We start from the raw sequence: 17,422 nt of genomic DNA, 5'->3' as shown, positions 1-17,422 counted from the left end.
GATTGGGCGTGGGGAAATCGTGGCGTCGCGGCCGGGCGCGTTTTCGGTGTGGTCGGCCAGACAACCGTGACGCACCGGCCAGACCTCAAGCGCGACGCATTAAACGAAAACGCTCATTCGTCGGGCCGACCGTGTCGCATTCCGCGACATCGTTGGCAGCTGTCGCGCGACATCGTCAGCATCTCTCCGTTTCGCTAGGTCAGCCAGGTCGATGGCGCAGCTGGTCATCACGGCCGTGGTGGTCGACGGACGCCCCGTCGTTTTAACCTGAGGCTTGGGCAATTCAGGTGACCGGCAAATCAGTAGGGTTTGCAGTGTTGGCCGAACTACACCTTGGAGTTAGGACACTGCTCATGCCAGCACCCACCAGCGGCAAGTGGCGGGATCGCGAAGAGCGGATGCAGCGGACGGCGGCACTGGTCGACCGCCTGCACGCGATCGTCGAGGAACTCGAGCTATTGCATCCGGGTCGGAAATTTCCCCTCGACGGACACCTCGTTGGGTCGTTGGCAGAAGCTGCGGCCGAGACGCTCTTCGATATCACGCTCATGCCGCCGTCGACACCGGGACATGATGCGATCAGCGAGGACCACCGCGCAGTCGAGATCAAGGGCACCTACGGCACCAGCGGCATCGCCATCAGGCCTACTTCCCACGACCATGCCTCGGCCCTGATTGTGCTCCGCTTGTCGCGCAAGTCCGACGAACACCCTGAGGTCGTCTACAACGGTCCGTTCGAAATCGCTGCCGCCGCTGCGGGACCCGTCGGGTCCAACGGGCAAGCACACATCAGCTTGAATCGGCTGCGCGCCCTCAACGAATCCGTCGCTGACGGAGACCGTGTCGCGCGTCGCCGCCAAGGAGGTCCCCTCATTCTGGATCCCGAATAATCCCTGAGGTCCTGTGATGTCGGGCCATGACGGGCCAAGCATTAGATCTTGCGCGGTTACGGGCCGACCTCGACGGCGCGCGGCGCGCGACGGTCTACTGGCCCGGAATGCGGCGGCGACCGTCAGGCCTCCGCCGACGCCAAGGCCGACGGAGTCAGAGCGGCAGGCGCGTCGGTGTTCGGCTGACGTTGTTCGGCAACTCGGTCCCCGACTGATCCCTCCCCCGAAAAACAAGACCCGCTCCGACGCTGGCAACCCGACGTCACACACTGGCATTTCGCCGATCACAGCGGCGCAGAAATCCTCAACATCATCGACGACCATTCCCGCCTAGCGATCGCTGCCATCGCCTGCCCCACCATCACCGGCCCAGACCTCGTCGACACCTTCCTGACCGCCTTCACCACCCGTGCAACCCCCGCAGCACTCCATCAACTCGACCGACTCATCGATGACGGCCCCCGTCGGAAGAAAGCGCAGTCAGCATGGCGACCAGGTGTTGGAACTCGTTCGATCGTCTGGACAGGTCTCGCAACTCCATTGGGCAACTACGAAACAGCTTCATGAACCCACCGGAGGACGACAACCTGACCCATTGACGGTGTTGGCCCGTCGTTGATGGTGTTGGCCCGTCGCCAGCAACGCCGCACCTAACCGGGCGGCCGACTGTCGCATTTCTTTCGTCGTGAGCGTCTCGAAAGCCGCAGCCAAAGTGCTTCCCTCAGCGGGCCAGTTCGACTCGCGCCTCGGTCTTCTGGTCTAGGCCGAAGACCTGGACAGCGGCTGTTTTCCCTTTCAGCACATGGAATCCCCGGTCGATGAGTCCAGGGGGTTGCGACACCAAAGCATCAACGCACTGTTGGGTGAGCAGGATCGTGTCACCGGTGGTCTTGGTGAGTTGCTCGACGCGGGCGGCCACGTTGACGGCATCACCAATCAGGGTGAACTCCAGCTTGCCCCCGCCGCCGATGGTTCCTGCGATGATCACGCCGGTGTTGATCCCAACGCCGATGCGAAGCTCCTGGCCGAATCGCTCAGCAACAAGACGGTGAATCTTCACGGCGGCGCGTAGTGCGGCGTCAGCGTGATCCTGAAGGTCATTTGGTGCCCCGAAAACAGCCAGTGCGCCGTCGCCCAGGAACTTGTTCACGTGCCCACCGACGTCGACGACGCCGGGCACCACGATCTCGAACAGCGCGTTGAGGCGGGCGACCGTGTCCTCGGCGATGTTGGCTTCGGCAAATGGGGTGAAGTCGCGGATGTCGATGAACATCACGGTGACTTCGCGGCGTTCACCGATGAACACATCGTCACCCTGCTCGAGCAGTCGGGCCGCCAGAGCTGGATCAACGTAAGTGCCGAACGCGGCGTGAAGTCGTCGCCGCTCGGCCAAACCGGCCTGCATGCGGTTGAACGAGGCGGCCAGCACACCGAGGTCATCGTCTTGAACCACGGGCAAGCGTTGGCTGTAGTCACCGACCGCAACACGTTTGGTGCCTTCGGCAAGGTCGCGAATCGGTTGGAGGGAAGGCGAAAACCCGGCGCCGACGGTGATCGGCAGCCCCATGCCAAACGCCAAGCTAAAGGCGATGACGACAGCGAGCAGGGGAACCTCACCGACCCGATGGAACACAGCCGCCAGCATCGCGCCCGCCAGGGCGAAGACGAAAGCGACGCCCAGCATGAACATGTTGGCCCAGGCGGCAAAAGTCGGGCGAGAGCGCGGCAGGGAATCACCGATCCCCGTATCACCGGCTAACGCGGCCCGCGCTGGCCGTAGGGATACTTCCGAGAAGCTGTGGCTCGCGGCCAGCTGGGTGGTGGCTCCGAGGACGGCACCCCATACGCCGTACTGGACGACCCGCCACCAGGTCGCTCCGGCGATCGCACCGACAACGACCGCAAGGATAGTGGCCCAAACGGCGGTGACGACCATGGCTCGGAAGAACGTTTCCCGAACGTACCTGTAGGTGTCCGCCAGAGCTGTCGCCCGATCGACCTGCTGGGCCGCCGCCCACCGCTCAACGGAGCGGAGTCGGCCTAGGCCAGGAAGAACGATGGCGTACACCAGCACTGGCACGGCCACAACGGTGAGAGCAGCCGTCTCGAAGTAATGATTGGAGTGCTCGTAAGCGGTAATGATCATCGACGCCACGAGCCAGACCGGGAGCAGCGTAAGGTTACTGATTGTAAAGATCGCCCACGAGTACCTCGCACCGTACCGATCCCACGCCCACTGCCAGATGCGGTCCATGCCGGTAGACTAAACGCCGAGCGCCTTGACCTGCGGATACTTCCAGCTATACGAAGTGGTCACCTTGGGCTAATAGAGCCGACAAAAGTCAAATTGGTTGCTCGGCAAGGCATTCGAGTCGGTCGGTGCCTTGCTCCGCGTAGTTCGTGATGGTGCCCACCTTGACCGGCCGTGAACGACCAAATCCGAGAATCCTATGAAGCTGGGCCGGGTGGTCCTTGGCGTAAAGCACCGCGGCAGCGTTCTCCACGTACGAGCGCAACAGTGTGTAGGCGACCAACGGGTTGTCGGCGCCGAGGGCATGGACCGCGCCGTCGTGTAACCCGGCCGCGCGACTCGCCAGACCCATCACAAGAAGGTGCCCGTCGCAAATCATGTCGTTCGTGCGACCAAGAACCTCCTTCGCGTCGTCAAAGAGCCACTGACAAGAGGCGCGGGCTTTCTCAATCCCGGTCGCCCGGTCAACGATGCCGCGAGCCTGCACCGGTTCGGGAGGCTCCCCGGTAGATCCGTCGCACGTCATGGGTCGATTGTCCGCCGCACAGCAAACGGGTTTAGGGGTGCCTTCCAGAGCTGGTTTGGGTCAAACATGTGGGTCAAACGACCGGAAACGGACGGTCAGACGGCCAAAAATGCACGCTGACTTGTGTCGGCCTGTTGCAAAACTATTCAAACCATGACGTAGTAGGTCTTCGTCGACTGGCTGCACTGATCGATACAACACCAAAACGCCCTCTGACCGGCACAAACCCGCCAGCACGGCCACATCGGCTTGACCGGCGACTCTCTCCCGACGCCATCACGGATCTAGTTGCCACCTATCGCTCCGGCACCTCCACCAACGAACTCTGCCGACGCTACGGCGTTTCGAAGGGCGGAGTGCTCAAGATTTTGGCCGACCATGGCATCGCCATGCGCTACCAACCAATGACGGAACGGGAGATCGACCGAGCTATCACACTCTACGTCGAAGAAGGCCTATCCATTCGCGCCATCGCGCACCAGCTTGGCAAGAGTAAGGGCAGCGTCTGGAAGGCACTTCACGAGCGCGGCATTATGATGCGCGCGGCTCACTGATCGACTTTCGGATTAATCTCCCGCTTGGCACTTGGAATACCTGTAGATCGAGACCAGCCAGCAGCAGATCTCACTCCATATTGGTAGCTTAGGCGCGCTGAGTTGGACGCTTGTCGTTGTAGCGGCTGTCGATGGCGCAATCGTTAACCCCGACGCATGAGCGAATTGGTTCCAGCCACGTCCGATCGGAAGCACGACTTTATGCGGCGAGCAGCAAGTCCGCTACGTGCATCGGCATTCGATCGATCGCCCCTGTGCCGACAGACATCCGTCTGAGGTTTCGGTAGAACTGACGCCGCACGTGCATTGGATCAGAGTCGTGGATCTCGGCGAGAAGCTTCTCAAGCTGGTCAGTGTCACCAGGCTTGCTCCCAGTACGCCTTCGAGCAACTGGGAAGTCGGTCTCCGGTAGAAGCCGGTCTAGCGGCAGAGCGGTGAGGATTTCACGGCGCATGGCTGTGTTCACTGAGAAATAGCACCCAAGCGATAGCAGCTCGTCGACCTCTTCGGGCCGGCCGGAAAACCAGTGCATGATTACACCTTGAGTCCGGCGTAGGCGGACGATCTTGGCGACCTCCGCCGTGCAGCCTGCGCTGTGTACTGACAAGAGCACTGGCTCGTCCTTGAGTCGATCGAGTAGTGCATCGAACACTTCCGCCTGATGATGCAGGTTACCGCTTCGACGGTCCATGCCGATCTCTCCGACGATGGCGAAGCCCGTTGCACAACGGTCGAACTCGTCGAGGTCGACAGCTCCGCCACGCGCGACGTATGAGGGGTGTGCTCCGCAGCCCCAGAGGATGTTGTGGTCGCGGCGTTGCGCGGCCTCGACTGCCTCCGCGGGCTCCCGGGTCATGGCAAAGACGATTGCCGTACCAAGCTGAGCGATCTGACGGTTCGTGACGCTAGGCGATACATGCGCGTGACAATCCAAGCTAGGCAGGCCCACTACCTCAGCTCCGCAAGCACTACCGCAAGCTCCGCAAATCCGCGACGGCAGAGCTCAGCGGCTGCCGAGAGGTCAAAGTCATCAGGGTACGGACCATTCTCCAGAAGCGTGAATTCGTCGATCTCGGCCTCCACCCGGCTCATAACTGCCCTGACATCGAGTCCACGTCGGGAGCGAAGCTGGTCAAGTGACGTGCCGGTCAATATCGTTGCAAGGTAAGGAGTCTTGTCCTCAAGACCCGCCGCACGAATCGAAGCCCTACGTGTAAGGCAAGCGACGCAGAGACCGCAGTTCAAGTTAGGATTCCCGCCCTTGTACGTCCGCCCGTCGAGCTTCGCGCACGACAGTGTTGTCACCAACCCTTCAGCGAATGCCGGGCAGACATCCGCCGCTGCCCGCACCAGTTCACCCTTTGTCTGCCATTCGTAAGGGTTCACGAGTTCAATATCGATCCCAGCGTCATCGAGCAGTCTTTGCATCAGGTGCATGGTCCACGGATGCGTGGATCGGGTTGACAACACGCCCCCTCTGTCGTTATCAAGCGAAAGATTCAGCCCTGTAAACCCGTTCTCAGGCACTTCGACGCGATCTATGCCACGAGCATCAGCGAGAGCCACAGCCAGGGCATAGAAGAGGAGTGCACGAGTACGTGTTGTGTTCTCACGCTTGCGACTGGCTTCATTCAGCGAGAGTCGGACACACTCGCCCTCGACCCCGTTGCTAGTCAACCAATTCCATGTGCGCCTCTGGGCGCCAGTCACCGTTGGATTGTCGGTGTGCGAGAGGAACAGTCCGGGCGCGCCCTTCAGCACAGCACCGCTGAACGAGTCGAGCCCGCCGCTGAGAAGTGAGACGGCGTCGGGCACATCATCGGGCGGGATGAACGGCTGCTGGCCCAGGACTGGTCGCGGCGCGGTGGCATCGGATGCGCTCAGTTCCCACGCATCCCCCGACACCCAATCCAGCAATCGTTCAAACTGCGCGAGTAGCGGCGTCCACGCTGCGACATCGGTGAGATGGACATGGACACGCATCGTTCGGGAGAAGCCGGCGCCACGGGGTCGAAGCCGGTCGGCAATGTACGCCGCGCCTGCAAGTCGAACAAGATCGATGACCCGGTCACTGACATCACCGAGTTGTGACAGCCACGCGTTCAGCGACGCGTCGACGTCCGAATCGGACTCCCCTGGCTCTCCCCACCCAACTTGCGTGAAGTCGTGGTGGATCGGCTGCGACTGGACCGGGCGGACCTCCAGGTTCACGGCGTGCCTCCGCCGCGTGCTCGCAGCAGCTTAATCACTTCCTTTGTCAGCTCGGCCGCTCGCGTTCGCAGATCACGCGGCTGGATGACTCCTCCGCCAGGAATAGGTAGATTCTGGACCCGCTTTTCGAGATAGACACGGATCGTGCGCTCTTTCTTCGCCACGCCGTCAGGTGAAAGAGCACCCTCGTTTACCTGTCGCTGTAGCTCCACCAGAGATAGCTCAAAGACATAGCTCACAACGAAAGCCCGCAGCGACACCATCTCATCCGGTGGTTCACCCTTCGTCAGAACATCTTTGAGAGCCTCAAGTGACGCCTTGCGTAGTGCCATTTCGTCCGGATGAGCGCCTTCTCCGAGCACCGCGTCAAGAATCTCGGCACACTGCCGTATCGGGCTAAGGCCCTGCAAACGAGTGAGGTCGAGCCCAAGCTCCTTCAAGTAGTCGGCGTCGCCCCTACGAACGGCGTATGCGGCACCGAGCGCGGCGCCGCCACGTGCAGCACTCCGAGTCACCTGCCGGCGAGAACCAGAGCCTTGGCGTCCCGCTCCCAAGCGGACCCGTCCGTTGCCTCCACCCTCGCTACCGCCATCAGAGCCGCTGGACCCTCTGCCGGGGCGGCCGAGCCATGGGATCAGCGCGGGTAACGCGATCTTCGATTCGTCGACTATCGGCCGGTGAGGCGAGGGATCGTCGGAATCAAGCGCATCACCGATCGATCCCCAAAGATCTTCCAGAGGTTTCTCGCTTGGCTGCTCGCCGCCTCCCGAATCACCACTGCCAGCGCCCGGCGGGAGGTCAAGAATCTGCTGCCGAGCGTCCTTCCAAACCTGCTTGGCACTCCCGCCATACGAGCCTCAAGTGCCCATTAATTCGTACCTCCATCGAGCACGTTAAGGGCCGCCTGCCTCACCTCTGCATCGATCACCTCGTCTTCAGCCAGTTGTCGCGCCACGGTCGCAATTTCGGGGACCTTTGAACTCGCCATCTCGACGGCATTGCCCACGTCAATCTGCTTCCAGCAGCTCTCTTTCAGTCCAGCGGCAACGTCTTGAGCGAGAGCGGGAGCCGTTCCCGCGATGTCGATAAGCGAGCTGATGGTCGACCCGCCCTCATCTTGTCGGCGCGCCTGGGCGAACAGCGCCTCAATCGCAATGCGCTGATCATCTTCCGACCGCTCGACGAGTTTGTCGACCGCCGTGCGTCGCAGAGTCTCTGAGTCACCGGTCAATTCGGCCAATAGGGCAGCAAGCTCCGCGTCAAGCGGCGTGCCGCTCTGGCGTGTAATAGCAAGCGACGCGGCAAGAGTCAGGTATGGGCCGATTTTCTCCGACGACAGGTCGGGCTCAGCCGCAGCCCATTCTCTACTATCCTCAGAAACGCCCTCGGGCTTGGCGCTGCCCTCTCCCGAAGCCCACTTCTGCCAGGTGTCCAGCAGTGTTTTTCGCTCCAGATCAGGCGTGTTGACCAGCTTCTCGAAATCTACCCTGAAGCGATCTTCGAGCAAGAGCAGCTTCGCGAGAACATCCGCACGAACGCTTACGCCGCGTGCCTGCGCGATTCGGTTTCGGACTTGAAAAGCGTTGAGAAAACGCTTGATCTCACGCGGATTGACGACCTTGTCGCTTCGCAGGCCGTGGACGAGCTGACTTGCGAGTCTGAGTGTGTCGTCATCGGGCTTGGCCGCAAGGCCGTCCATTTCAGACAGCAGCGGAACCTTGTTCGCCTTGCGACGGTCGCTCGCGTGGGCGACGAGGGCCGTGAATGCGTCGTCATCCAATCCGGCCTTCGCAAGCAGAAGCCCGAGGTACGCGTCTGCCTCATGCGCAGGCAGGAACGGCAAAGAAACCGGCAGCTGGACAATCTTGTCGAGGTAGCGCTGGGCATATCGGCTGGACTCCGGCGACCCCCCGAGGTTCATCGCGATGGCATCACGAACCATGTCCTGATCGGCTGCGATGACGAAAACCATGCCAGACACGGAGAGAAAGAGCTTGATTGCCTCCAAGGTGGCGACCGTCGCGGAGGGCATACAGCGATCCAGGTCATCAACCAAAACGACAATGCGTCGTGTATCCGGCAATGAATCGATCAGCTTGCCAAATTCTGTCTTGAAGCCAGCCATCGATTCAGGTGAGTTGCGCGACTTCGGCTTCAAGGCCTCCGCCAAGCCCGCGAAGTCCAACGTTTGGGTGAGAACTCCTTTCGCCACGACTGTGCCAACCCGTGACCAGCTGATCCGCCCGAGCAGCTCTCCGATCTTCTCGGTTAGGCCGGCATCTTGATCAAAGTGCTCGCGCAAACCGTCGAGCACTTCCGCGATAATGGTGCCCTTGACATCCTCGTGATCATCGAACTCCCACGGGTTTGTACTGACTACGCGGACACCGTCGACGTCGAAGAGCGCGTCGTCAATAAGGTTCAGCACGGTCGATTTGCCGCCGCCCCACTTCGCATGAACCCCAATCGTCAGTGGATCGAGTTCCTCCGCCACGATGGCATCTAGATGGGAGCAACGACAGCGTCGAAGCCCAGCAGATCGACTTCCGAGGGGTTGTCGTCCCAGAGCGGTGTGCGTAATACGTTGTCAGTCATGCGGCAGCAGCTCTCCCCGAAAGTTGTTTACGTGGACCAACCGCCGCGTGCGCTCCCGATGGTCACTCATTGATTCAAGCACGGCGCTGTTCCCAATCCTCCTCCGCCAGCGGAGCGTCGTTCAGCTGGTCACGCCGACTGCGCCAGTCGGGCATGAAACCGTCCATGAGTGTTGTAAAGCGTTCGCCGTGGTTGCGTTCAAGGTAGTGGGTCATCTCGTGGACGAGGATGTACTCCAAGCAGTCTGGGTGCTTCTTGGCGAGTTCGACGTTGATCCAGATATGTCGGGTCTCGCGGTTGCACGATCCCCACTTAGTCTTCATGCGGCGGATGCTCCATCGTGGCACCTTGAGATCGAGCTTTTGCTCCCATTTCGAGATCAGTGCCGGAGCCCTGGGCATGATCCCTACCCCGAAGGCGGAGAGCCTCAGGGCGATCGGAGGTGTCCTCGGTATACCGGCCATCGACTTGTTCACGATTGTTGGATGGATTGCGGCTGGCGAGTTGCCCTCGATCGGGCCGTATCTCCGTGCGAGATACCCCAAATTGCCCGAGGACGTGCTGCGGGAGATCGAGACTCACTTTGACGCAGTTGTCCACGAGTACGACCCCAGCTTTGATCTCGCACAAGGAGCTTGAACGTGACTGACCGTAATGACGCCAGCGTCCCTAGTCTCGACCTAGCAGTGACATATCTGCGGGTCTCCACCAAGAAGCAGCTCTACACGGCGATCGACATCGACCCGGACGGCAATTCCATCACTACCCAACGCGAGGTCACCGGTACCAAGGCAGACAGCATGGGGGTGAAGATCGATCGAGAGTTTATAGAGCCCGGGCATTCAGCCAAGACGCTTGACGAGCGCCCGGTGTTCAAAGAACTACTGGCGTATGTCCATCAGCGCCGAGGTATCAAGTACGTCATCGTCTATATGCGCTCGCGCGCTTTCCGCAATCACTTCGACGCAGCGATCGTCCAGACACAACTCAAGAAGCTCGGCGTCCGACTGGTCTCGGCCAAAGAGGACTTCGGCGAAGGCCCGACCGCCGTGGCCATGGAAGGGATGCTCGACATCATGAACGGCCTGCAGAACACTCTGCAGGGTCTGGACGTCCAGACGAAAATGCGCAATAAGGCCAAGGCAGGCGGCACCGTCTCACTCGCCAAATTGGGCTACAAGAACGTACGTGTCGACTACGAAGGCCGCCAGATCAACACCATCGCCCTAGACCCGGAACGAGCACCGCTCGTACGAAAAGCCTGGGAGCTGTACGCGACAGGCGAGTACTCCGTCGAACGGCTAGAAGCGACAATGGCAGACCTAGGCTTGACAGCCCGACCAAACAGGCGCTCCCCCAAGGGGACCCCAGTCTCAGCCTCGAAACTGCACCGAATGCTTAGCGATCCCTACTACGTAGGCTTTGTCACCTATAAGGGCGATATGTACCCCGGTCGCCACGAACCAATCGTCAGTCAAGCTCTCTTCGACCGCGCCCAAGACGTGGTCCATGCTCGCAGCGCCCGAGGACAACGCGATCGCGTCCACCAGCACTACCTCAAGGGAGCGCTGTTCTGCCAACGCTGCCACCACGCGGGACGGACTTCGCGAATGATCTACACGGAAGTCACAGGCAACGGCGGAAAGTACGCGTACTACGCATGCCGAGGACGTCAAGAGGGATTATGCGACCTGCCGCACCTGCGCGTCGAACTCATCGAAAAGGCAATCGCTGAGCACTACACCACGCTGCGGCTCCCTGACGATTTCATTCAGGATGTGAGGAGGCTCCTGGCGGATACAGTCAGCGACTCTCAGGCAAACACGCGGGAGTTGCACGCCAGCATGACGCGCCGGTTGAAGCAGATCGATGTGAGGGAATCACGGCTCATCGACCTCGCGGCTGACGGCGAGATGCCACGGGACAAGATTCGCGCCAAGCTCAACGCGCTGAAGATGGAGCGAGCAAACATCGAAGCCAGCCTCGCGAGCACGAGTGAAGAGCTGGCAATCGGAGCATCGGTGCTCCGCGATGCATTGCACCTGGTCGAAGATCCGCAATCGCTATACGCGAACGTACCCAACGAAGTCCGTCGTCACCTAAATCAAACCTTCTATGAGCGCTTCTACATCGATGACACGGAAGTTGCCAACGATCAAAGGACGCCGCTGTTCGCTGAGCTAGAGGAGGCAGCGCACGTGTTTGCACAGCATAGGGCGAAGGGCAACTCTGTCCCGACTCAGAGCGACGCAGTAGCCGCTATGAATGAAGAAAACCCCCGTCAAGCAGGGGCTCCTAGATCTACCGGAACGGAGTCGCTCACCTTGGCCAGTGTCTTTTCGGTCACTGGTTTGAGTAAGAACGTTCTGGTCGGGCTGACAGGATTTGAACCTGCGACCACTTGACCCCCAGTCAAGTGCGCTACCAAACTGCGCCACAGCCCGTTGCCGCCGATGTCTGCATCGGCAGCAGGTCGAAAGCCTACCTCAGTCCAACCACGCCTCCGCGCAAGGCCCGAGTGACCTGCGCGACACCTGGGCCCGAGCCCAGGTCCGCGGGCCTAGCGCCTGCCGGGGCGCTTGGCCCCCCGCTTTTCGCGGACCCGAACATTGATCCGGATGGGGCTGCCCTCGAACCCGAACGTCTCGCGCAGCCGCCGCTCCAAGAACCGCCGGTAGCCGGCTTCCAGGAAGCCGGTGGTGAACAGCACGAACGTCGGCGGGCGGGCGGTGGCCTGGGTGGCGAACAGGATCCGCGGCTGCTTGCCGCCGCGCACCGGCGGCGGGGTGGCCGCCACCACCTCTTTGATCCAGCTGTTCAACGGGCCGGTCGGGATCCTGGTGTCCCAGGATGCCAGTGCGGTCTCCATCGCCGGCACCAGTTTCTGCACGGCGCGTCCGGTCTTGGCGGAGATGTTGACCCGTTGCGCCCAGCGGATCTGCACCAGCTCGCGATCGATCTCGCGGTCGAGCAGGTCGCGCCGGTCCTCGTCGACCAGATCCCACTTGTTGTAGGCCAGCACCACGGCCCGGCCCGCTTCGATCACCATCGACAGCACCCGCAGGTCCTGTTCGGTGAGCGGTTGGGAGGCGTCGATCAGCAGCACCACCACCTCGGCGGCGTCGATGGCCCCGCGCGTGCGCACCGAGGCATAGAACTCGTGTCCGCTGGCCTGGCCGACCTTGCGGCGCAAGCCCGCGGTGTCGACGAACCGCCACACCTTGCCGCCCAGTTCGATCAGCGAGTCCACCGGATCGACGGTTGTGCCCGCGACGTCGTGCACCACCGAGCGCTCGTCGCCGGCCAGCTTGTTCAGCAGCGAGCTCTTACCCACGTTGGGCTTGCCGACCAGCGCCACCCGCCGCGGTCCCCCGCCCGCGGAGACCGACTCGGCCACCTCGGGCAGCATTTTCAACACCGTGTCGAGCAGATCTGCCACGCCGCGGCCGTGCATGGCGCTGATGGCGTGGGGCTCGCCGAGGCCCATCGACCACAAGGTCGCCGCGTCGGCTTCGGCCTTGTCGCTGTCGACCTTGTTGGCCGCCAGGAACACCGGTTTGCCCGAGCGCAGCAGGATGCGGGCTGCCGCCTCGTCGGCGGTGGTGGCACCGACGGTGGCATCGACCACCAGGACCACCGCGTCGGCGGTGCGCATCGCCACCGACGCCTGCTCGGCCACCAGCTGCTGTAGCCCCTTGGCGTCGGGCTCCCATCCCCCGGTGTCTTGGACGACGAACCGGCGTCCATTCCACAAGGCGTCGTAGGAGACGCGGTCACGCGTCACGCCCGGGATGTCCTGCACCACGGCTTCGCGCCGGCCCAGGATCCTGTTGACCAGGGTTGACTTTCCGACGTTGGGCCGGCCCACGATCGCCAACACCGGGGCAGGCGCGGCCTCGGCCAGGTCGGCCAGATCGGCGTCGTCGAGCTCCCAATCGCTTTCGTCGGACCAGGTGCCGTCTTGCGTCACCGCGCCGCACCGCTTCGCTGCGTCACCAACTCGGTCAGATGAGCGATCACCTCGGCCTCGGTCATCTCGCTGGTATCGACGACGATCGCATCCGCCGCCGCGCGCAACGGCGACACCGCCCGGGTCGAGTCGAGGTGGTCGCGCCGACGCACATCGGCCAGCACCGCCTCGTAATTGTCGGCCAGGCCGGACGCGACGTTTTGGTCGTTGCGCCGCCGTGCCCGCGTCTCGGCCGACGCGGTCAGGAAGATCTTCACCCGCGCATCGGGGAACACCACGGTGCCGATGTCGCGGCCCTCCACGACGATGCTGCCCGTCCCCTCGGCCATCGCGCGCTGCAGATTGACCAGCCGCTGGCGCACCGACGACACCGCCGACACCGCCGAGACCGCCCGCGTCACGTCGTCACCGCGGATCTCGGCGGAAACGTCTTCTCCCGAAAGGAAAAACTTGCTGGCGTCCGGGTCGTATCCCACCGACAATTGCGCGCTCGCCGCGCAATCGGCCACCGCCTGCTCGTCGGCCGGGTCGATTCCGGCGCGCAGCACGGCCAGGGTGACCATCCGGTACATCGCCCCGGTGTCCAGGAACCGTGATCCCAGACCGCGAGCCAATCCCCTTGACACCGAGGATTTTCCGGTGCCGGCCGGGCCGTCGATCGCGACGACTAACCCGACCGGCGCGGGCTCATTCGTTCCGCTCGTTCCGCTCGTTCCGGCACTCACTACGCTCGTTCCGCTCGTTCCAACACTCACTACGCTCGTCCGCTCGTTTCACTCAATACGCTCATGCCGCTCACAGCCCAACCGCCTTGTACAGCTGGCCGATTTCGTCGCGGCGTAACGCCCGGACACTGCCCGGGCGCTGTTCGCCCAGCGACACCCCACCGATATCGATGCGCACCAGCGCCTGCACCGAAAATCCCACCGCGGCCAGCATCCGGCGCACGATTCGATTCCGGCCCTCGTGCAGTGTCACCCGTACCAATGTCTTGCCGGGTATCGCATCCACCACGGCGAATCCGTCGACGCGGACCGGCCCGTCCTCCAATTCGATTCCCGCCCTGAGCTTTTTACCCAGACCCCGCGGTACCGTCCCGGCGACGGTGGCCAGATACGTCTTGGGCACCTCGTGGGAGGGATGCATCAGCCGGTGTGCCAGCTCACCGTCGTTGGTCAGCAGGATCAGCCCTTCGGTGTCGGCGTCCAACCGCCCGACGTGAAAGAGGTTCTTGTTGCCCCGGACCTTGCGCTCGATCAGGTCACCGATACACGGCCGGCCGCGGTCGTCGGACATGGTCGAGTGCATGCCGCGCGGCTTGTTGAGGGCCAGGTAGACCAGCGAATCATCGAGAATGACCCGGACTCCGTCGACCCGGATCAGCGAGGTGTCCGGGTCGACCCGGGTCCCCAGCTCGGTGACCACCTGGCCATCCACCTCGACGCGCCCGTCGATGATCAGCTTCTCCGCGGCCCGCCGCGAGGCAATCCCCGCCTGGGACAACACCTTTTGCAGGCGGATGCCGCGTTCCTGTTCGAAATCCTCGGTGTCTGTCATCAGTCTCGGTCCACATCGAAGGTCACCGACTGATCGGAGGGCTGGGTGCCGGCGAGTTTCATGAATCGCGGGTCGGTGTCCAGCGAGGCGCTCAGGTCCTCGATGCTGTCGATGTCGGGCAGCAGCGGCGCGATATCGGGCAGTTCGGTCAGCGACGTCAACCCCAACCGCTCCAGGAACAACTCGGTGGTCGCAAACGTCACCGCACCGCTGTCCTCATCGTTGCCCACCTCGGTGATCAGGCCGCGCGCCAGCAGGGTTCGCATCACGGCATCCACGTTGACCCCGCGCACCGCGCTCACCCGCGCCCGCGTGACCGGCTGACGGTAGGCCACCACCGCCAGCGTCTCCAAAGCCGCCCTGGTGAGCTTGGTTCGGGCGCCATCGAGCAACAGCTTCTCCACATAGGGCGCGAATCGGGAGCGGGTGTACAACCGCCAGCCCTCGCTGTTGTGCCGCAGGTCGATGCCGCTGTCGCGTTCGATGAGTTCGTCGGCCATCAGCCGCAGCTTGGCCGCCACCCGGTACACCGGTTGGTCGATCACCGTCGCCAGCGTCTCGGCGGTCACTGGGGTGTCGATCACCAGCAGCAGCGCCTCCAGCACCGAGCCGAGTTCTTCGGGTTCCATCTCGGCGGGCTCGGCGATGTCGGGAATGCCCGAGGACAGTTCCGAGCCCAGCTCGGGATCGGGTACTTGTTCGGTCATTATTGATCTCGCACTTCTACCAAGGCTTCGCTGGTCGGTCGTTCCCCGGTCCACGAAACCTGGAGCACGCCAAGGGGCTCTGACTGGTCGAATGCTACCGCCCTGCTCCGATACAGTTCGAGCAGCGCCAGGAAGCGGCCGACGATCTCGATTGGCGCCGTGCAGTCGGCCACCAGCTCCGAAAACGATGCCCACTGGCCGGTGCCGCGCGACTCCAGCATGGTCAGCAGGTGCTTGGCCTGCTCGGGAACCGACACCGTCTGTTCATGCAGGTGCCCGATGGCCACCGTGGGCACCGGCCGCGGAGTCAGCGCGACCGCGGCGATCTGGGCGAAGCGCTCGGCGTCAACGCCGAGCATCACCTCGGGAAGTAGCGTGGCGTAGCGATCCTCGAGCGACACACCCCGCGGGTAGCTGCGCAGCGCGGTGGCCTCCAGCTCGGCGAACATCTCGGCGACGTGCTTGAACGCGCGGTACTGCAGCAACCGGGCAAAGAGCAGGTCACGAACCTCGAGCAGGGCGAGGTCCTCTTCATCGTCCATCCGGCCGGCCGGCAGTAGCCGCGCCGCCTTGAGGTCCAGCAAGGTCGCGGCCACCACCAAGAACGCGGTGGTCTCCTCCAGGTCCAGCTGGGCGCCGATGGCTTTGGTGTAGGCGATGAAGTCGTCGGTGACCTGGTGCAACGCCACCTCGGTGACGTCGAGTCGGTGCGCAAAGATCAGCTGTAGCAGCAGGTCGAACGGCCCCTCAAAGTTGGTCAGCCGTACTCGGAAACTGTCCGGGTAGCCGTTCTGAGGTTCCGCCGCTGAGCTCTCGGTGCCGTTCACACGCCGAATCGGTCGATGAACTCACGGGCCAACGCGCGATAGGCCAAGGCGCCAGCGGACTTGGGGGCCCACGTCGTAATGGGTTCGCCGGCGACGCTGGTCTCCGGGAAACGAACCGTGCGGGTGATCACGGTATCGAACACTAGGTCACCGAATCGTTCGACGACGCGGGCCATGACCTCCCGGGAGTTGACCGTGCGCGGGTCATAGCGGGTGAGCAGGATGCCGCTGATGTCCAGCCTGGGGCTCAGCCGGTCGCGCACCTTCTCCACGGTGTCGGTCAGCAGCGCCAGGCCACGCAGCGAGAAGTACTCGCATTCGGTCGGGATGACGACACCGTCGGCGCAGGCCAGCCCATTGACGGTAAGCAGCCCCAGGGAGGGCTGGCAGTCGATCAGCACGTAGTCGTAGCGATCCAGCACCGGGTAGAGCGCCCGCCCCAGCGTCTGTTCCCGGCCCACCTCGTTGACCAGCTGAATCTCGGCGGCCGACAGGTCGATGTTGCTGGGCACCAGGTCCAGGTTCTTCACCCGGGTATGGATGAGCACGTCATCGACGGACACCCGGGGCTCCACCAGCACGTTGTGGATGGTCTTTTCCAGCTCGTAGTGGGCCACTCCCAGGCCCGCCGACAGCGCACCCTGGGGATCCATGTCCACCAGCAGCACTCGTCGGTCGTACTCGGCCAGCGCGGCGCCCAGGTTGATGGTCGACGTGGTCTTGCCCACCCCGCCCTTCTGGTTGCACATCGCAACGACCTTGGCGGGCCCGTGTGAGCTCAGCGGCTTGGGGTCTGGGATAGCCCGCGGTGGCCTACCGGTCAAGCCGACCGAGACACCGCTGTCTGGGTGATCGTTCATGCCCGATCGCGATGCGTTGTGAAGCACGTCAGGGTGGACATCGCAGGAAAGTCTAACGGCTGCGTCCGCCTGCGCCGGGAGACCCGCAGGCAACCATCAATGCCCGATCGCGCTCGCCCGGCGGTGGGAGCCGTCAGCGATGCCTTGTCAGGCAGCGATCACCGGCAAAGCGGCTAGACCGTCGACGCCTCCAGGATGTCGTCGAACATCTGCGAGTAGAAATGGATGGTCATGCGACGACCCTGGACGATTGAGTCGAAGTCGGAATCTCGGACCAGGTTGTTCACCGCCTTTTTCACATCTTCGATGTGTTTGACGTCGAATCCCGAATGCGCCCGCAGAAACGTCGTCTGTTTCGGTTCGAATCCATATTGCTCCAGGGCTCCGGCGTTGTTGATTAGCAGGCTTGTGAGCTGGGTTGATGATCTTTGGTGCCGCGCTATTGGGGCCGGAGTGTAGGCACGGGCTATCTGG

At 62.7% G+C, this 17,422-nt stretch carries 16 protein-coding genes and 1 tRNA gene; 3 read left to right on the top strand and 14 right to left on the bottom strand.

What is annotated here, in order from left to right; all coding sequences use genetic code 11:
* Nucleotides 1-353: 353 nt before the first annotated feature.
* Nucleotides 354-890, top strand: coding sequence for a DUF6998 domain-containing protein (locus tag CKW46_RS13345; protein WP_015355381.1), 537 nt, complete (start codon nucleotides 354-356; stop codon nucleotides 888-890).
* A gap of 721 nt (nucleotides 891-1,611) precedes the next feature.
* Here CKW46_RS13345 and CKW46_RS13340 read toward each other — a convergent pair.
* Nucleotides 1,612-3,144, bottom strand: a complete 1,533-nt coding sequence (locus CKW46_RS13340) for an adenylate/guanylate cyclase domain-containing protein (RefSeq protein ID WP_482053251.1) — start codon at nucleotides 3,142-3,144, stop codon at nucleotides 1,612-1,614.
* An 88-nt stretch (nucleotides 3,145-3,232) separates the two neighbouring features.
* Nucleotides 3,233-3,667, bottom strand: a complete 435-nt coding sequence (locus CKW46_RS13335) for a hypothetical protein (RefSeq protein ID WP_015355379.1) — start codon at nucleotides 3,665-3,667, stop codon at nucleotides 3,233-3,235.
* Nucleotides 3,668-3,735: 68 nt separating this feature from the next.
* Here CKW46_RS13335 and CKW46_RS13330 point away from each other — a divergent pair, with 68 nt between their 5' ends.
* Nucleotides 3,736-4,221, top strand: a complete 486-nt coding sequence (locus CKW46_RS13330; RefSeq protein WP_036426641.1) for a helix-turn-helix domain-containing protein — start codon at nucleotides 3,736-3,738, stop codon at nucleotides 4,219-4,221.
* Between the two features lie 199 nt (nucleotides 4,222-4,420).
* On the opposite strand, the gene CKW46_RS13325 is transcribed toward CKW46_RS13330, so the two are convergent.
* The 5 genes from CKW46_RS13325 to CKW46_RS13305 all read right to left on the bottom strand — a co-directional run bounded on the left by CKW46_RS13325 (nucleotide 4,421) and on the right by CKW46_RS13305 (nucleotide 9,503).
* Nucleotides 4,421-5,170: a TatD family hydrolase gene (locus CKW46_RS13325; protein ID WP_117436290.1), complete on the bottom strand. Its 750-nt coding sequence runs from the start codon at nucleotides 5,168-5,170 to the stop codon at nucleotides 4,421-4,423.
* Complete coding sequence (locus tag CKW46_RS13320) at nucleotides 5,170-6,432, bottom strand: hypothetical protein (RefSeq protein ID WP_117436289.1); 1,263 nt, start codon at nucleotides 6,430-6,432, stop codon at nucleotides 5,170-5,172. Before CKW46_RS13320 ends, CKW46_RS13325 begins: the two co-directional genes overlap by 1 nt.
* Nucleotides 6,429-6,947, bottom strand: a complete 519-nt coding sequence (locus tag CKW46_RS13315) for a Qat anti-phage system associated protein QatB (RefSeq protein ID WP_499019193.1) — start codon at nucleotides 6,945-6,947, stop codon at nucleotides 6,429-6,431. Before CKW46_RS13315 ends, CKW46_RS13320 begins: the two co-directional genes overlap by 4 nt.
* Before the next feature lie 353 nt (nucleotides 6,948-7,300).
* Nucleotides 7,301-8,926 carry a KAP family P-loop NTPase fold protein gene (locus CKW46_RS13310; RefSeq protein ID WP_482053250.1) on the bottom strand — a complete coding sequence of 542 codons (1,626 nt, stop codon included), beginning with the start codon at nucleotides 8,924-8,926 and terminating at the stop codon, nucleotides 7,301-7,303.
* Nucleotides 8,927-9,101: 175 nt separating this feature from the next.
* Nucleotides 9,102-9,503 (bottom strand): M48 metallopeptidase family protein, encoded by a 402-nt coding sequence (locus CKW46_RS13305; RefSeq protein WP_252872421.1) that lies wholly within the window; start codon nucleotides 9,501-9,503, stop codon nucleotides 9,102-9,104.
* Nucleotides 9,504-9,668: 165 nt separating this feature from the next.
* Here CKW46_RS13305 and CKW46_RS13300 point away from each other — a divergent pair, with 165 nt between their 5' ends.
* Complete coding sequence (locus CKW46_RS13300) at nucleotides 9,669-11,432, top strand: recombinase family protein (protein WP_499019191.1); 1,764 nt, start codon at nucleotides 9,669-9,671, stop codon at nucleotides 11,430-11,432.
* Here the strand turns inward: CKW46_RS13300 and CKW46_RS13295 are convergent.
* The 7 genes from CKW46_RS13295 to CKW46_RS13265 form a co-directional block, all read right to left on the bottom strand.
* Nucleotides 11,395-11,471: transfer RNA gene (locus CKW46_RS13295), tRNA-Pro, on the bottom strand. The two genes, CKW46_RS13300 and CKW46_RS13295, sit on opposite strands and share 38 nt — an antisense overlap.
* A 116-nt stretch (nucleotides 11,472-11,587) precedes the next feature.
* Nucleotides 11,588-12,997 (bottom strand): ribosome biogenesis GTPase Der, encoded by a 1,410-nt coding sequence (gene der / locus CKW46_RS13290; protein ID WP_482053248.1) that lies wholly within the window; start codon nucleotides 12,995-12,997, stop codon nucleotides 11,588-11,590.
* Entirely contained in the window at nucleotides 12,994-13,722 is a 729-nt protein-coding gene (cmk, locus tag CKW46_RS13285) for a (d)CMP kinase (protein ID WP_015355367.1), read from the bottom strand. The genes der and cmk overlap by 4 nt, the downstream gene beginning before the upstream one ends.
* Before the next feature lie 70 nt (nucleotides 13,723-13,792).
* Nucleotides 13,793-14,554, bottom strand: coding sequence for a pseudouridine synthase (locus CKW46_RS13280; protein ID WP_482053246.1), 762 nt, complete (start codon nucleotides 14,552-14,554; stop codon nucleotides 13,793-13,795).
* Nucleotides 14,554-15,261 carry an SMC-Scp complex subunit ScpB gene (gene scpB, locus CKW46_RS13275; protein WP_015355365.1) on the bottom strand — a complete coding sequence of 236 codons (708 nt, stop codon included), beginning with the start codon at nucleotides 15,259-15,261 and terminating at the stop codon, nucleotides 14,554-14,556. The genes CKW46_RS13280 and scpB overlap by 1 nt, the downstream gene beginning before the upstream one ends.
* Nucleotides 15,261-16,088, bottom strand: coding sequence for a segregation/condensation protein A (locus CKW46_RS13270; RefSeq protein ID WP_015355364.1), 828 nt, complete (start codon nucleotides 16,086-16,088; stop codon nucleotides 15,261-15,263). The genes scpB and CKW46_RS13270 overlap by 1 nt, the downstream gene beginning before the upstream one ends.
* Entirely contained in the window at nucleotides 16,085-16,948 is an 864-nt protein-coding gene (locus CKW46_RS13265) for a ParA family protein (protein WP_482053245.1), read from the bottom strand. Before CKW46_RS13265 ends, CKW46_RS13270 begins: the two co-directional genes overlap by 4 nt.
* Nucleotides 16,949-17,422: the final 474 nt, after the last annotated feature.

The organism is Mycobacterium liflandii (assembly GCF_022354805.1).
Taxonomy (GTDB): Bacteria; Actinomycetota; Actinomycetes; order Mycobacteriales; family Mycobacteriaceae; genus Mycobacterium; species Mycobacterium marinum.
The sequence above is the reverse complement of the archived record's forward strand: the minus strand, read 5'-3'. Positions and strand labels throughout refer to the sequence as shown.

Coding starts and splice junctions, on each gene's coding strand:
- CKW46_RS13345 (WP_015355381.1), top strand. CDS start 354: ATGCCAGCACCCACCAGCGGCAAGTGGCGGGATCGCGAAGAGCGGATG.
- CKW46_RS13340 (WP_482053251.1), bottom strand. CDS start 3,144: ATGGACCGCATCTGGCAGTGGGCGTGGGATCGGTACGGTGCGAGGTAC.
- CKW46_RS13335 (WP_015355379.1), bottom strand. CDS start 3,667: ATGACGTGCGACGGATCTACCGGGGAGCCTCCCGAACCGGTGCAGGCT.
- CKW46_RS13280 (WP_482053246.1), bottom strand. CDS start 14,554: ATGACAGACACCGAGGATTTCGAACAGGAACGCGGCATCCGCCTGCAA.
- scpB (WP_015355365.1), bottom strand. CDS start 15,261: ATGACCGAACAAGTACCCGATCCCGAGCTGGGCTCGGAACTGTCCTCG.
- CKW46_RS13265 (WP_482053245.1), bottom strand. CDS start 16,948: ATGAACGATCACCCAGACAGCGGTGTCTCGGTCGGCTTGACCGGTAGG.